At 60.1% G+C, this 14550-nt stretch carries 10 protein-coding genes; 6 read left to right on the top strand and 4 right to left on the bottom strand.

Annotation, left to right across the window (positions count from 1 at the left end; translation table 11 throughout):
• Positions 1-20: 20 nt before the first annotated feature.
• Complete coding sequence (locus OK411_RS22735) at positions 21-842, bottom strand: peptidoglycan DD-metalloendopeptidase family protein (protein ID WP_264365729.1); 822 nt, start codon at positions 840-842, stop codon at positions 21-23.
• Positions 843-845: 3 nt separating this feature from the next.
• A complete protein-coding gene (xseA, locus tag OK411_RS22730; protein WP_024014206.1) occupies positions 846-2225 on the bottom strand; it encodes an exodeoxyribonuclease VII large subunit in 1380 nt (459 codons plus the stop codon).
• 220 nt (positions 2226-2445) lie between these two features.
• Between xseA and OK411_RS22725 the strand changes: the two genes are divergently transcribed.
• The 4 genes from OK411_RS22725 (at position 2446) to guaA (ending at position 7131) form a co-directional block, all read left to right on the top strand.
• Positions 2446-3213, top strand: coding sequence for a sulfite exporter TauE/SafE family protein (locus OK411_RS22725; protein WP_136492760.1), 768 nt, complete (start codon positions 2446-2448; stop codon positions 3211-3213).
• Between the two features lie 136 nt (positions 3214-3349).
• On the top strand, positions 3350-3898 hold the full coding sequence (locus OK411_RS22720; protein WP_016773342.1) for a hypothetical protein: 549 nt from the start codon (positions 3350-3352) through the stop codon (positions 3896-3898).
• Between the two features lie 105 nt (positions 3899-4003).
• Positions 4004-5473 carry an IMP dehydrogenase gene (guaB, locus tag OK411_RS22715; protein ID WP_016773343.1) on the top strand — a complete coding sequence of 490 codons (1470 nt, stop codon included), beginning with the start codon at positions 4004-4006 and terminating at the stop codon, positions 5471-5473.
• Positions 5474-5553: 80 nt separating this feature from the next.
• A complete protein-coding gene (gene guaA / locus OK411_RS22710) occupies positions 5554-7131 on the top strand; it encodes a glutamine-hydrolyzing GMP synthase (RefSeq protein WP_016773344.1) in 1578 nt (525 codons plus the stop codon).
• Positions 7132-7208: 77 nt separating this feature from the next.
• Here the strand turns inward: guaA and OK411_RS22705 are convergent, their stop codons facing one another.
• The gene (locus tag OK411_RS22705; RefSeq protein WP_264365728.1) at positions 7209-10337 is read right to left on the bottom strand and encodes a membrane-targeted effector domain-containing toxin; all 3129 of its coding nucleotides are present in this window, start codon (positions 10335-10337) and stop codon (positions 7209-7211) included.
• A 101-nt stretch (positions 10338-10438) separates the two neighbouring features.
• Entirely contained in the window at positions 10439-11143 is a 705-nt protein-coding gene (treR, locus tag OK411_RS22700; protein WP_016773346.1) for a trehalose operon repressor, read from the bottom strand.
• A gap of 235 nt (positions 11144-11378) precedes the next feature.
• On the opposite strand from treR, the gene treP reads away from it, so the two are divergent.
• Both treP and treC read left to right on the top strand, forming a co-directional pair.
• Positions 11379-12821: a PTS system trehalose-specific EIIBC component gene (gene treP / locus OK411_RS22695; RefSeq protein ID WP_024014201.1), complete on the top strand. Its 1443-nt coding sequence runs from the start codon at positions 11379-11381 to the stop codon at positions 12819-12821.
• A gap of 21 nt (positions 12822-12842) precedes the next feature.
• Complete coding sequence (gene treC / locus OK411_RS22690; RefSeq protein ID WP_264365727.1) at positions 12843-14489, top strand: alpha,alpha-phosphotrehalase; 1647 nt, start codon at positions 12843-12845, stop codon at positions 14487-14489.
• Positions 14490-14550: the final 61 nt, after the last annotated feature.

Genomic DNA, 14550 nt, shown 5'->3' with positions numbered 1-14550 from the left:
CCGGTCGCCTCAACACATATTTAAGGTTGGAAAGCACCAATGAAAATCGCCGGATCCACCCGCGCATCATTCAGGCTGACGTTCCAGTGCATATGCGGCCCGGTCGCGCGGCCGGTCGCGCCGACCTTGCCCACCACCGCGCCACGGGCCAGTTGCTGGCCGTTCTTCACGTCGATCTTCGACATGTGGCAGAACATGCTGATAAAGCCCTGGCCATGGTCAACGAACACCGTGTTGCCGTTGAAGAAGTAATTGCCGATCAGAATCACCTTGCCCGCCGCCGGGGTCTTGATCGGCGTGCCCGCGGGCACTGCGAAATCGAGACCGGCATGAGGATTACGTTCTTCGCCATTGAAGAAACGACGCACGCCAAACTTGCTCGACAGCGGCCCGTTGACCGGTTTGTCCAGCAGCAGATTGCTCGGCGTGTTCGGGCTGAAACTGCGGTAAGCCGCGATCTGTTCCGCCAGTTCACCCTCGATGCGCTTGAGGTTGTCGGCGTTCGGATTGACCTGCTGTTTGTTCTTCAGGGTGATGTGCTGTTCCGGATATTTCTTGCTGCCCACGGTGAAGGGCAGATTGCGCCCGCCACTGCTGATCTGCTGCGCGCCGGGCTTGACCGTCAGCGGCACGCCAACGATTGCCAGCCAGTTGTTCTGCTCCTTGACCACCAGCACCGGTTTGCCCTGATAAGTAGCTTTCGGCGCCTGCGCGGCAGTGCCCAGATTCACCACGGCGACGCCGCCCGGCACCGGTTTGTTCAACAGCCGGGTGATGTAACTGTCGGCGTGGGCGTTGAAGGTCAGGCAGAGCAACAGCAGCGAAGCGAGAAAACGCGGCATGGATCAGTCCAGTAAAGAGAGGGTGACGGGCGTCAGGTGATTGTCCTCGACGCGCACTTGCAGTTCGCCTTCGCCGAGCTTGGCTTTCAGGCGCTGGCCGGTGTGGGTCTGCGCAGCATTGCGGATCGCGTGGCCACGCTCGTCGAGCAGGATGCTGTAACCGCGGCCGAGAGTCGCCAATGGGCTGACCACGTGCAGGGTCTGCATCTGACTGTGCAGTTGCTGCCGGCGTTGTTTCAAAGCATCGCGCATGGCTCGGGGCAGACGCTCGGCGAGGCTGTCGAGGCGCTGACGAAGCATCGCCAATTGGCGTCCCGGATGTTGCCCGGCGAGACGGGTTTCCAGACGGATCAGGCGTTCTCGACGCGTATTGAGGCTGCGCTCGAATGCGCGGCGCATGCGCATGTCCAGATCATCCAGACGCTGCGCCTGCTGGCGCAGACGTTCGCCGGGATGCCGCAGCCGTCGCGCCATGCCTTCGAGACGCAGGCGATCACGCATCAAGCGGTCACGCATGCGCATCACCAGACGCCGGTGCAGGCTCTCGACCTGACGGATCAGATGGCTGGAATCCGGGGCGAGCAGTTCGGCGGCGGCCGAGGGCGTGGGGGCGCGAACGTCGGCGACAAAATCGCTGATCGAAACATCGGTTTCATGGCCGACGGCGCTGACGATCGGCGTGACACAGGCATCGACCGCGCGCGCCACCGCTTCCTCGTTGAAGCACCAGAGGTCTTCCAGCGAGCCGCCGCCACGGGCGAGGATCAACGCGTCAAAGCCACGGGCATCGGCCATTTTCAGCGCGCGGACAATCTGCGCGGTGGCTTCGCGGCCCTGCACGGCGGTTGGAATCAGGGTCAGTTGCACCTGCGGCGCACGGCGGCGGAACACGCTGATGATGTCGCGAATCACCGCGCCGGTTGGCGAACTGATGATGCCGATGCGCTGCGGATGCGCGGGCAGCGGCACTTTGCGTTCGGCACTGAACAGGCCTTCGGCGCTGAGCTTTTCCTTCAGCGCATCGAAGGCCAGACGCAGCGCGCCGTCACCGGCCGGCTCCACGGTGTCGAGGATCAGCTGATAGTCGCCACGGCCTTCGAACAGCGAAACCTTGCCGCGCACCTTGACCGCCAGACCGTCCTTCAACGCTTGGCGCACGCGGGCGGCGTTCTGCCGGAACAACGCGCAACGCACCTGCGCGCCGCTGTCCTTGAGGGTGAAGTAGACGTGGCCGGACGCCGGACGTGCGAGGTTGGAAATTTCGCCTTCGACCCAGATGTTGCTGAACACGTCTTCAAGCAACACCCGCGCGCGGCCGTTGAGCTGGCTGACGGTCAGGACTTCACGGTCCAGGCCAAGTCTTGCAAACGGATCTTTAATCATGGGGCGCAGTTTAAAGGCATTTGCCCGCCAATCACCATGACGCCGCACAAAACCCTGTGGGAGCGAGCCTGCTCGCGAAAGCATTGTGTCAGCGGACAACAACGGGGAATGACACTCCGCCTTCGCGAGCAGGCTCGCTCCCACATGGGATCAATTTGATATCTGGTCGTGCTGCCCGCTACTGGCTACAGTCAGCGCGGTCTTATAAAGGATGCGGACGATGAGCATGATGGAGCTGTTGGGGGCGTGGTCGTGGGGCGCGGGCGGTTGGGCGGTCATCGGGGTGGCCATCGCCTTGGCCTACATCGTATTCGGCATCGCCGGTTTCGGCACGGCGCTGGTCGCGGGGCCGATGCTGATCCTGTTCATGCCACTGTCGAAAATCGTGCCGCTGCTGGTGCTGCTCGATTTCGTCGCGGCATTCGGCAATCTGCTGCCCTCGCGCCGGGACGTCGCCAAGCCGGAATTGCTCAGGCTGCTGCCGTGCATGGCAATCGGCTGCACGCTGGGGGTGATCTTCCTGCTGAACCTGAAATCCGATCTGTTGCTGCTGTTGATGGGGCTGTTTATCAGCGCCTATGCGGTTTACAGCCTGTGGGTGAAAGCGCGGCCGGCACAGTTGTCGGCAGCGTGGGCGGTGCCGATGGGCACAGTGGGCGGGTTGTTCGGCGCGTTGTTTGGCAGTGGCGGCTTTCTTTACGCGATCTATCTGAACAGCCGCCTGCCCAAGGACGCGGCGCGGGCTACGCAAAGTGCGTTGATCAGTTGCAGCACCGTGGTGCGCTTGAGTCTGTTTGTCATCGCCGGTGTGTATGCCGAGCTACCCTTGTTGATGCTGGCGCTGTGTCTGTTGCCGGCCATGGCGCTGGGCTTGTGGATCGGCCGGCGGCTTACCATGAAATTGTCGCGCGAGGCGTTTGTGCGGCTGGTGACGTGGCTGGTGCTGGCTAGCGGCATCGCGTTGATCGTGCGCTATTTCAGCACTTGACCGGATTTCTTCAGGGATTAAGCTGCCGGCCTTTAGAGCGCCTTCGCGAGCAGGCTCGCTCCCACAGGGGATTGCATTCGAATGTGGGAGCGAGCCTGCTCGCGAAGGCGTCAGAAGTCACACCGCAGGATTTCCCATGAACTCGCAAAGCATCATCGTCCCGAAAATCTCCACCCTGCCGGTGCACGAGCCCCGGGCGCGGGCGATCGTGCGCTGGCTGGTGCGCAAGAACATCATCGAAGAACAGCTGACCACCTGCGGCCGCACCGGCAACCGCATGGCCCATGCCATCGCCGACGGTGCTCGCGCCGTGGTGCTGTACCCCGAAGCGCTGCCGTTCGGCGAGCCGATCAATGGCCTGGAGATCGTCACCAAACGCTGCATCTACACACCGGCCAAGGGCTTTCTCGAGGAGGCTGGTTGCGCCGAGTGCCGCCGCGAAGTGGGCGAGGCGCTGTTCGAAAGTCTTGAAGACTGGTTTCCAGGCCGCACCGACAATTTCACCTGCCCGGAGTGCGGGCACGAGGACGACATCAACGGCTTCCTGTTTTTGCAGGAATGCGCGTTTTCCAACCTCGGCTTCATTTTCAATAATTGGCTGGAGGCGGGGTTCAAGCAGAGCTTTATCGACGAGTTCGCCGATTGGCTCGATCAACCTGTCTCTTGGGTCAAGGTGGAGCTGTAGGGCCGGGCTTTTCCATCTATCAATTAGGCTGAGTTTTACATTGAACAGCAGGGGGTGTCTGACTATAATGGCGCGCTTCCATTTTCCCGCTCGGGAGCCCCCGCGATGCTGCGTATCAGCCAAGAAGCTCTGACATTCGACGACATTCTCCTAGTGCCCGGTTATTCCGAGGTGCTTCCCAACGAAGTCAGTCTCAAGACCCGTCTTACCCGTGGCATCGAACTGAATATTCCTCTGGTTTCTGCCGCTATGGACACCGTTACTGAAGCCCGTCTGGCAATCGCCATGGCTCAGGAAGGTGGCATCGGCATTATCCACAAGAACATGACCATCGAGCAGCAAGCTGCCGAAGTGCGCAAGGTCAAGAAGTTCGAAGCCGGTGTGGTCAAGGATCCCATCACCATCGAGGCCGATGCCACGGTGCGTGATCTGTTCGAACTGACCCGTCTGCACAACATTTCCGGCGTTCCGGTCCTGCACGATGGCGACCTGGTCGGCATCGTCACCTCCCGCGACGTACGTTTCGAAAACCGTCTGGAAGCCACTGTCCGCGAAGTGATGACGCCTAAAGAGCGTCTGGTCACGGTCAAGGAAGGCGCCGACAAGAACGACGTCCGTGAACTGCTGCACAAGCACCGCATCGAGCGCGTGTTGATCGTCGACGACAAATTCGCCCTCAAAGGCATGATGACCGTCAACGACATCGAAAAAGCCAAGGCCTACCCGCTGGCCAGCAAGGACGATCAAGGTCGTCTGCGCGTTGGCGCTGCGGTCGGCACCGGTAAAGACACCGGCGATCGCGTGACCGCACTGGTCAATGCCGGCGTGGACGTGGTGGTGGTCGACACCGCACACGGTCACTCCAAAGGCGTGATCGACCGCGTACGCTGGGTCAAAGAGAACTTCCCTGAAGTGCAGGTGATCGGCGGCAACATCGCCACCGGCGCTGCCGCCAAGGCTCTGGCCGAAGCGGGCGCCGACGCAGTCAAGGTCGGTATCGGCCCTGGCTCGATCTGCACCACCCGTATCGTCGCCGGTGTCGGCGTGCCGCAAATCAGTGCCATCGCCAACGTCGCCGCCGCCCTTGAAGGCACCGGCGTGCCGTTGATCGCCGACGGTGGTATCCGTTTCTCCGGTGACCTGTCCAAGGCCATCGTGGCCGGTGCGTCCTGCGTGATGATGGGCTCGATGTTCGCCGGTACCGAAGAGGCCCCGGGCGAGATCGAACTGTTCCAGGGTCGTTCGTACAAGGCTTATCGCGGCATGGGTTCGCTGGGCGCCATGTCCCAGGCTCAAGGTTCGTCCGACCGTTACTTCCAGGACTCCTCGGCCGGTGCCGAGAAACTGGTTCCGGAAGGCATCGAAGGCCGTGTGCCGTACAAAGGCACCCTGAGCGCGATCATTCACCAGTTGATGGGCGGCCTGCGTTCCTCGATGGGTTACACCGGCAGCGCCAACATCGAAGAAATGCGTACCAAGCCCGAGTTCGTGCGGATCACCGGTGCCGGCATGGCCGAGTCCCACGTTCACGACGTGCAGATCACCAAGGAAGCGCCGAACTACCGCGTAGGTTGAGGCTTCCAGCAAAACGTTAAATCACCGGGGCTGTTCATTCAGCCCCGAGTTGTTTCTGATTCACTACATGAGAATGAGTCATGGCCCTCGACATTCACGCTCACCGCATCCTGATCCTCGACTTCGGTTCGCAATACACCCAGCTGATTGCCCGCCGCGTGCGCGAGATCGGCGTGTACTGCGAACTGCACCCGTTCGACATGGACGAAGATGCGATCCGCGAATTCGCCCCTAAAGGCGTCATCCTCGCCGGCGGCCCCGAGTCCGTGCACGAAGCCAACAGCCCGCGCTGCCCGCAGGCAGTGTTCGACCTGGGCGTTCCGGTATTCGGCATCTGCTACGGCATGCAGACCATGGCCGAGCAACTGGGCGGCAAGGTGGAAGGTTCCGAACTGCGTGAGTTCGGTTACGCCCGCGTTGACGTGGTCGGCAAGAGCCGCCTGCTCGACGGCATCGAAGATCACATCGACGCCGACGGCCTGTTCGGCCTCGACGTGTGGATGAGCCACGGTGACAAAGTCACCAAGATGCCGGAAGACTTCCACATCCTCGCCAGCACCCCAAGCTGCCCGATCGCCGGTATGTTCAACGACGACCGCGCTTACTACGGCGTGCAGTTCCACCCGGAAGTGACCCACACCAAACAGGGCGGTCGCATCCTGTCGCGCTTCGTCCTCGACATCTGCGGTTGTGAAGCCCTGTGGACGCCGTCGAAGATCGCTGAAGACGCCATCGCCAACATCCGCGCCCAGGTCGGCACCGACAACGTGCTGCTGGGTCTGTCCGGTGGCGTTGACTCCTCGGTGGTTGCCGCGCTGCTGCACAAGGCCATCGGCGATCAGCTGACCTGCGTTTTCGTCGACAACGGCCTGCTGCGTCTGCACGAAGGCGAGCAAGTGATGGCCATGTTCGCCGAGAACATGGGCGTCAAGGTAATCCGCGCCAACGCTGAGGAGCAGTTCCTCAACAACCTGGCCGGCGAAGCCGACCCGGAGAAGAAGCGCAAGATCATCGGCCGCACTTTCATTGACGTGTTCGATGCCGAGTCCTGCAAGCTGGACAACATCAAGTACCTCGCTCAGGGCACCATCTACCCGGACGTGATCGAGTCGGCTGGCGCGAAAAGCGGCAAGGCCCACGTGATCAAGTCACACCACAACGTGGGCGGCCTGCCGGAAGAAATGAACCTGAAACTGGTCGAGCCACTGCGCGAGCTGTTCAAGGACGAAGTCCGTCGTCTGGGCCTGGAACTCGGCCTGCCGTACGACATGGTCTACCGTCACCCGTTCCCGGGCCCGGGCCTGGGCGTGCGCATCCTCGGTGAAGTGAAGAAGGAATACGCCGACCTGCTGCGTCGCGCCGACCACATCTTCATCGAAGAATTGCGCAAGGCCGACTGGTACCACAAGGTCAGCCAGGCGTTCGTAGTATTCCAGCCAGTCAAATCGGTTGGCGTGGTCGGTGACGGCCGCCGTTACGCCTGGGTCGTGGCCCTGCGTGCCGTGGAAACTATCGACTTCATGACCGCGCGTTGGGCGCACCTGCCTTACGAACTGCTGGAAACCGTTTCCGGCCGCATCATCAACGAAATCGAAGGCATCTCGCGCGTTACTTACGACGTGTCGAGCAAGCCGCCGGCGACGATTGAGTGGGAGTGATCCCGCTGCGGTTCGAATAACGAAAAACCCTTGGCGTGAAGCCAAGGGTTTTTTCGTTTCAGACCCCTGCAAACAGGTCAGGCGGGTAAACGACTTTGCAGTGTCATACCGAGCTCAATCAGGCGCTCGGCTACTGCGGCGATGTCGCGGAATATCATGCCGGTGATGCGGCGCATCGACTGGTCCCAGATATAAAACCGGCCATCTGCGGTGCAATGCACCCTTGTTTGCACGATGTTGCTGGCGCTGTTGCGCCGCACGAGTGTGTATGTGCCGGGTTCTGTTTTTCGTATCACGAACATGCCATTGCGATGCAGAAGCTTTTCCAGCGTAGCGTCATTCCATGGCGGCACGGGGGCCTTGACCTGCAATCGCAGGTCAGCGAACAGAGGGTCGAAGGCGTTGCTTGTCGTCGCCCCGTTGTGAAACGGACCGCGAGCGACTTCCACTCCCGGGTCAATCCTGACGTCGGCTGCCTCGTCGGGCCAGACTTCTTCGATGCGCAAACCGATACCGCCCCTGAGTTCGCTTATGCCTGGCAGGTCCCTGAAGGTATTGGTGTTCGTGGCATCGACCAGAGCCACCCACTTGCCGGGTCTGTTGAGGAGCTTGTCACGCTCCATGATCTGCGTTGCCAGGCGGGTCTTGATCATCTGCTCTTCGATCGAAGTGAGTGGGACTTTCAGCGTGCAGGTTTGTGCTGCGTCCAGTCCATGGACGCGGACGCCATTGGCTTGGGCAGACCTGATCAATTCGAGCATGTTGAACCGGTTCTCAGGGTCGGTACCCAGGCTGGACAAATAGGTAGTGAGGTCCTCTGACATGTCTCCAGAGAGGTAGAAATGGTTGAGGTCCTCTTGGGCGAAATCACTCAGCAATCCACGCACGTAGAGCGTTCTGATATGCCGCGCGAACGTTGGCATGTTCTCGATCATGAAGCGCATGCTGGCGATGCGATCGAGGGTTTCTCCGACCGCCAGTCCATCGGTATTGGCAAACATCAGATCTATCAGCTCTTCGGTTTGCATCAAGGGATCGATTTGCGGAATGAGCGGCCGTCCCGGCAGATTTGTCCATTTCAGCTCTCGAAAGAATTCTCCGGCGTTGTTCAGCAGTGCTGTTCGTTGTTCGCTGAAATGCGCCTGATAACGATCGGTAGCCAGTAAATAACGGCGTCCAGCGCTTGTTGACTCGGCAGAAGCGTTGGGCAAGTTCATTGCCCATCTCCTCATTCCGGGTTTTTCCGTCTCTGAAATATCTTTGAGCGCCGTAACCAGGCGCAGCGGGCACGGAACGCCTGGAAGCGGTTCGACGCGTGGCAGATCCACCGATGGTGTTGCCTCAGAAGGGCTCAAATCTGTCTCCGGCGCACACGCCTTGCCCACGCATTGGCCGCCTCCGCGCAGCCGCAGCGCAGGCATGCGCTCCCACTTGCCAGCGCTTCCCAGGCGGACCGGCAACGAATAAGCGAACTGGTTGGGGCGCTCGGGATCGATGATTGCCCAGTTGCCGCTGTCCTGCGAGTCGGCGAAGTAGCGCACGTAATAGGCATCGCCATCCATTTCGATGGCATGACCGGGCTCGTTGTCGAGGCGGTAAATGCCTTCGTATTTCCCCGGCGTCGCCTCTACGGAATGTTGCGCAAGTAACTCGTTGCATCGATAGCTGGCAGGTACTTGTGGAAATGTCGAACCTTGCCGTGTAGCAGGCGTATTCAAGGGCTCAGTGACGTCGACGAATGTCGCCCCGCTGGGTATCTCGTTTGCCAACTCGCTGCTCGCTTCTTCAGCCGCTGTGACGGGTGGCGGATCCACAGGTGGCAATAATCGCGTGTCAGCCGAGGCAAGCTCGACCAGACCACGCATCTCTTCAGCCTCGGCATACTCGACCTGTGGCCCGACTTCCAGTTGCGCGCCGGTGCCGATCAGGAACGGCACATTGAATACGGTTTCGATAGCGCTGAGCACCGCACCGATCACCCCGGCTCTACGTTCGGTCGCCGTAATGCCGTTGATCGCCTGATCGATGTTCAGCCCCATGTTTGCGACGCCGGCGCCGATCAAGGGCAAAGCCACCGGCCAGCCCACGGCCGCCATCGGGCCGAACACTTTCAGCCCGGCGCTCAGATACCCGGTCCAGAGTTTCCTGCGTAGCTCACTGTTGGACGTGAGCACCAGATGCGCCTCGGCAATCATGCCCGCGCGAGTCGACTCGCTTAACCACGTGAAGGCGTCACCGCTGATCGCAACGTTGCTGCGGTTGATCATCCGGTGATCGCTGTGGCCCCAGGTGCTCACCAAACGGTTCATCAGATCAGTGAGGTTCTCAGTGATGTGATTGCTGTCAGCCAGCGAGAAGTGCTTGAGAAACAAAGGGCGTTTCTGCTCTGAATTCATCTGTTCGAGCAACCACCAGTGCAGATCCGCCGCAGCGTCCATCAACCGAAAGGCCTGGGCTTGTCCCGGCAGGTAAAGGGTCTGCCGGCCACTGTCTTCGACCAGACGCAGCACGTTGGTGGCGACGTGACCGTCCAGATCCAGCGTGCGCACCTGCGCGCCGACCGGGTACGTCGATCGGAGCATTTGCAGGGTTACCGGCCAGGTAACGGGGCCGATCAGCGAGGTGACGATGCGTTGAAAATCATTGCCGTCAACGTCCCCCTGTTGCAGCGCCTGCACCGCCTGACTGAGGAAACTGCACTTGGCCATGGCGCGGAAATCTTCCGACGAGGTTTGCCAGAATTTGGCCAATTGATCGCTGTAACGCGTGCTGAAATCAACGGCCCAGAATGCCTTCAGCACATCGCTGCCAAGCAGTCGCACTTCGTTGTCCTGATTGAAATTCTCCGCGTCCGGGCCATCCGAGTAGAAGCCACAGTAAAGGCCCAGCAAATCTGCGTTGTCTTGATCGGTCGCACGAAAGCGATGGATCACCAACTGCGTGAGGGTGAGCGTTTCATAAGGCTTTTCCAGCAAGTGTTCCCAACCGGTAAAGGTCAGCGCGCTGCTTTGCGCCGTTTTGAATCGATGGAAATAAACCTGGTCGGGATCGAGGCCGGATAGCCCTTTGTCGGTCAGCAGTTCGATCGCAACTTGCCGGGCCGCATCGAGCAGACTTGGGCAGTTCTGCACAATGGTCGTGGCGATGGCCTTGAGGGCGGTTTTGTCCGCTGCGTTTGGCAGCAGACGACGTTCGGGAGCGGTCATGCGGGTGTTCATCCTTGAGACACAAAGGCTGAAGGTGACCGATGTGCTTAAGGGGAGGGTGTTACTCGGCTATTGCGTGTTGCGTATCGAAAGATATCGCCTCAGCGCCGCGCCACATCCGAAAAATAGAACTTGTCCAGCGTATGCCGCGATTCGGTGTATTCGAACTGGCGGCCGTCCTGCAGGAAGGTCTGGTTGCTGACCACGATGACATGGCTCTGGCCGTCGAGGTCCAGGTGTTGTTGGTCGTCCTTGCTGGACGGTACGGCTTCGATGGTGCGCTGGGCGTAGGCGATCTGGAGTTGCAGGGTCTGTTCGATGTGGGCGTAGATCGAATGTTCGGCAATGTCTGCTGACAGGTCGGGGATCACGTCGCTGACGAAGTGGTTGATGTCGAGGATGACGCGTTTGCCGTCGATGCGCCGTACCCGCTTGATCCGGGTGATCGGGCTGCCGGGTTCGGCATTGATATGTTCAAGCAATGCACCTTCAAGCGGCACCTGACACATCTCGACCACTTCGGTGCTGACGTCGTTGCCCAGTCGCGGGTGGGTCTCCTGGAAGCTGACGATGCCGCCGAGCTGGAATTCGATCGGGTTGGTCGACAGCACGAACGCGCCTTTGCCGTGAATCTTCTGAGCGAAACCGCGCTCCTGCAACTGGTCGATGGCCTTGCGCACCGTGCCACGGCTGGCCTGATAGGTGTCCATCAGTTCGGTTTCGGAAGGCAGCCGGGCGCCGCGCTCCAGGCGCTGGGTGGTGATACTGGCAAGCAAATCGCTGTAGATCTGGTTGTATTTGCTCATGGCTGGACTCTGTGCCGACGGTGCTCAAAACCCCGAACCTTAAGGGCAGGGTAGGGGTTTGTCCATGCGGACGAAGGAAAACATCTTAGGTCAGAGTAGGAAGAATCCGCGTTTTTCTGACGTTCATCCACGGATGCAAACTCGTACAGACGAGTTGTTGCATTAACTCGTACAGACGAGTATTTTTCGTTTCGGCGTGCTGCCCATAACAACAATCCACGACGGAAGAACAAGCATGAGCCATGACTATCCGAACATCGCCAAGGAGCTGCTGGAAAGCCTTGGTGGCCGTGACAACATCGAGCAGGCGGCGCATTGCGTCACGCGTTTGCGCCTGGCGCTGAAGAACCCCGCGCTGGTGAATGTGGCCGCGCTCAATGGCGTCGATCTGGTCAAGGGTTCGTTCTTCACCGGCGGGTTGTATCAAGTGGTCATCGGCCCGGGTGATGTTGAAAAGGTTTATGCCGAACTGCGCCAGCAGACAGGCCTTGCGGCGTCGACCATCGCCGACGTTAAACAGAAAAGCGCCGAGAAGATAAACGCCATGCAGCGGCTGGTGCGGGTGTTTTCCGATGTGTTCATGCCGATCCTGCCGGCGCTGATCATTGCCGGCCTGTTGATGGGCATCAACAACCTGCTCGGCGCCAAGGGCATGTTCATCGAGGGCCAGACCCTGCTCGATGCCTATCCCAACCTCGACGGGTTGTGGAGCCTGATCAATCTGATGGCCAACACCTCGTTCGTGTTCCTTCCGGCGCTGGTCGGCTGGTCGGCGGCCAAGCGTTTCGGCGGCAGCGAAATCCTCGGCATCGTCCTCGGACTGATGCTGGTGCACCCGGATCTGCTCAACGCCTGGAATTACGGCAAGGCCGTGGCCGGGCTGGATGGGCAGCAACTGCCGTACTTCGACATCCTCGGTCTGTTTCAGGTGGAAAAGGTCGGTTACCAGGGGCAGATCCTGCCGATCCTGCTGGCGGCGTACGTAATGAGCGTGATCGAAAAATGGCTGCGCGCACGCGTGCCCAACGCGGTGCAGTTGCTGGTGGTGCCGATCACCACCATCGTTGTCACTGGCGTGCTGGCGTTGGCGATCATCGGTCCGGTGACCCGGCATATCGGCATCTACATCACCGAAGGGCTGGTGATGCTGTTCGATCTGGCGCCGCTGGTGGGCGGTCTGATTTTCGGCCTGTTATATGCGCCGCTGGTGATCACCGGCATGCACCACATGTTCCTCGCCGTGGACCTGCAATTGATTTCGAGCCAGGGCGGCACCTTCATCTGGCCGATGATTGTCATGTCCAATCTGGCGCAGGGCAGTGCGGCCCTGGCGGTGTTCTGGATGACGCGCAATGCGCGGGACAAGAGCATGGCCTCGACCTCGGCGATTTCTGCGTATTTCGGCATCACCGAGCCGGCGATGTTCGGCGTCAACCTGCGCTACAAATTCCCGTTTTACGCCGCGCTGGCCGGTTCGGCGCTGGGTTGCATGTTCCTCTCGCTGAACAAGATCCAGGCCTCGGCCATCGGCGTCGGTGGCCTGCCCGGTTTCATCTCGATCGTTCCGCAGTTCATCCCGATGTTCGTCATCGGGATGCTGATCGCCATGCTCGTGCCGTTTGCCCTGACCTGCGTGCTGAGCATGAAGATCGTCCGTCCGGGTTACCGGGTTGCCTGAAATCAATAAAGGAGTCGCGCCATGCAAGACTGGCAACGTTCGGTGATCTACCAGATTTACCCGAAGAGCTTCCACAGCCATGCGGGCAACGCCACTGGCGATCTGCTCGGCATCGTCGCCAAGCTCGATTATCTGCAATGGCTGGGAGTCGATTACCTGTGGATCACGCCGTTCCTGCGCTCGCCGCAGCGCGATAACGGCTACGACATCAGCGACTACTACGCGGTCGATCCGAGCTACGGCAGCATGGCCGACTGTGAACTGCTGATCGCCGAAGCGGGCAAACGCGGGATCAAGCTGATGCTCGACATCGTGGTCAACCACACCTCGATCGAGCACGTCTGGTTCCAGCAGGCCCGCAGCAGCCTCGACAACCCTTACCGTGACTTCTACATCTGGCGCGACCAGCCGAACAACTGGGAATCCAAGTTCGGCGGTTCGGCCTGGGAGTACGAAGCGCAGACCGGCCAGTACTATCTGCACCTGTTCGACCACACCCAGGCCGACCTCAATTGGGACAACCCCAAGGTCCGCGACGAAGTGTTCAAGATGATGCGTTTCTGGCGCGACAAGGGTGTCGGTGGCTTTCGTCTGGACGTGATCAATCTGATCTCGAAACCGGCGGACTTCCCCGAGGACGACAGCGACGGTCGGCGCTTCTACACCGATGGGCCTAACGTGCATGCGTACTTGCAGCAAATGCACCGCGAAGTCTTCGAAGGGCATGAGCTGATCAACGTCGGCGAGATGTCCTCGACCCGCCTCGAACACTGCATCCGCTACTCCAATCCGCAGTCGAAAGAATTGTCGATGACCTTCAACTTTCATCACTTGAAAGTCGATTACCCGAACCTGCAGAAGTGGGTCCGCGCCGATTTCGACTTCCTCCAGCTCAAGCAGATTCTCTCCGACTGGCAGACCGGCATGCAGGCGGGCGGTGGCTGGAATGCGCTGTTCTGGTGTAATCACGATCAGCCGCGCGTGGTCTCGCGCTTCGGCAATGACGGCGAATACCGCGAGCTGTCGGCGAAGATGCTTGCTACCGCGCTGCACTTTCTGCAGGGCACGCCCTTCGTTTATCAGGGCGAAGAATTGGGAATGACCAATCCGGGGTTCGAGAGCATCGAGCAATACCGTGACGTCGAAACCCTGAATATCTTTCGCCTCAAGCGTGAAGCCGGCACCAGCGACCTCGACAACATGGCGGCGATCATGCAGAAATCCCGCGACAACGGGCGCACGCCGATGCACTGGCACGCCGGGCACAACGCCGGCTTCACGCGCAGCGAACCATGGATTGGTGTGTCGGCCAATGCCGCACAGATCAATGTCGCGCATCAACTGCACGACCCGGAATCGGTGCTGCATCACTATCGGCGCCTGATCGCTTTACGCCGCACTGAAGCGTTGATCTCCGATGGCATCTATCGGCAGTTGTTGCCGGAGCATCCACAGGTCTGGGCGTACCTGCGCGAGGGGACGGGAGAACGCTTGTTAGTGGTGAACAACTTCTATGGCACTGCCTGTGAGGTCGAGCTACCGGCGCTGCTCGACGAAGCCCAGGAGCAGCGCCTGTTGATCAGCAACTACCCGGACTGCCCGCAACGCTCGCGTTTGCTGCAGTTGCAACCTTACGAATCCTTCGTGCTGCACCTGACCGACCCCTGATTTTTAACTGAATAACAACCTTTGAAAAAACACGCAGAACGCTGCGCGGGGGATTTGTGCG

Origin of the sequence: Pseudomonas sp. RG1, from assembly GCF_025910115.1 — a bacterium.
Classification (GTDB): Bacteria; Pseudomonadota; Gammaproteobacteria; order Pseudomonadales; family Pseudomonadaceae; genus Aquipseudomonas; species Aquipseudomonas atacamensis.
The sequence above is the reverse complement of the archived record's forward strand: the minus strand, read 5'-3'. Positions and strand labels throughout refer to the sequence as shown.

Excerpts from the sequence above, each read along its gene's own strand:
- OK411_RS22735 (WP_264365729.1), bottom strand. The coding sequence starts at position 842 with ATGCCGCGTTTTCTCGCTTCGCTGCTGTTGCTCTGCCTGACCTTCAAC.
- xseA (WP_024014206.1), bottom strand. The coding sequence starts at position 2,225 with ATGATTAAAGATCCGTTTGCAAGACTTGGCCTGGACCGTGAAGTCCTG.
- OK411_RS22725 (WP_136492760.1), top strand. The coding sequence starts at position 2,446 with ATGAGCATGATGGAGCTGTTGGGGGCGTGGTCGTGGGGCGCGGGCGGT.
- OK411_RS22720 (WP_016773342.1), top strand. The coding sequence starts at position 3,350 with ATGAACTCGCAAAGCATCATCGTCCCGAAAATCTCCACCCTGCCGGTG.
- guaB (WP_016773343.1), top strand. The coding sequence starts at position 4,004 with ATGCTGCGTATCAGCCAAGAAGCTCTGACATTCGACGACATTCTCCTA.
- guaA (WP_016773344.1), top strand. The coding sequence starts at position 5,554 with ATGGCCCTCGACATTCACGCTCACCGCATCCTGATCCTCGACTTCGGT.
- OK411_RS22705 (WP_264365728.1), bottom strand. The coding sequence starts at position 10,337 with ATGACCGCTCCCGAACGTCGTCTGCTGCCAAACGCAGCGGACAAAACC.
- treR (WP_016773346.1), bottom strand. The coding sequence starts at position 11,143 with ATGAGCAAATACAACCAGATCTACAGCGATTTGCTTGCCAGTATCACC.
- treP (WP_024014201.1), top strand. The coding sequence starts at position 11,379 with ATGAGCCATGACTATCCGAACATCGCCAAGGAGCTGCTGGAAAGCCTT.
- treC (WP_264365727.1), top strand. The coding sequence starts at position 12,843 with ATGCAAGACTGGCAACGTTCGGTGATCTACCAGATTTACCCGAAGAGC.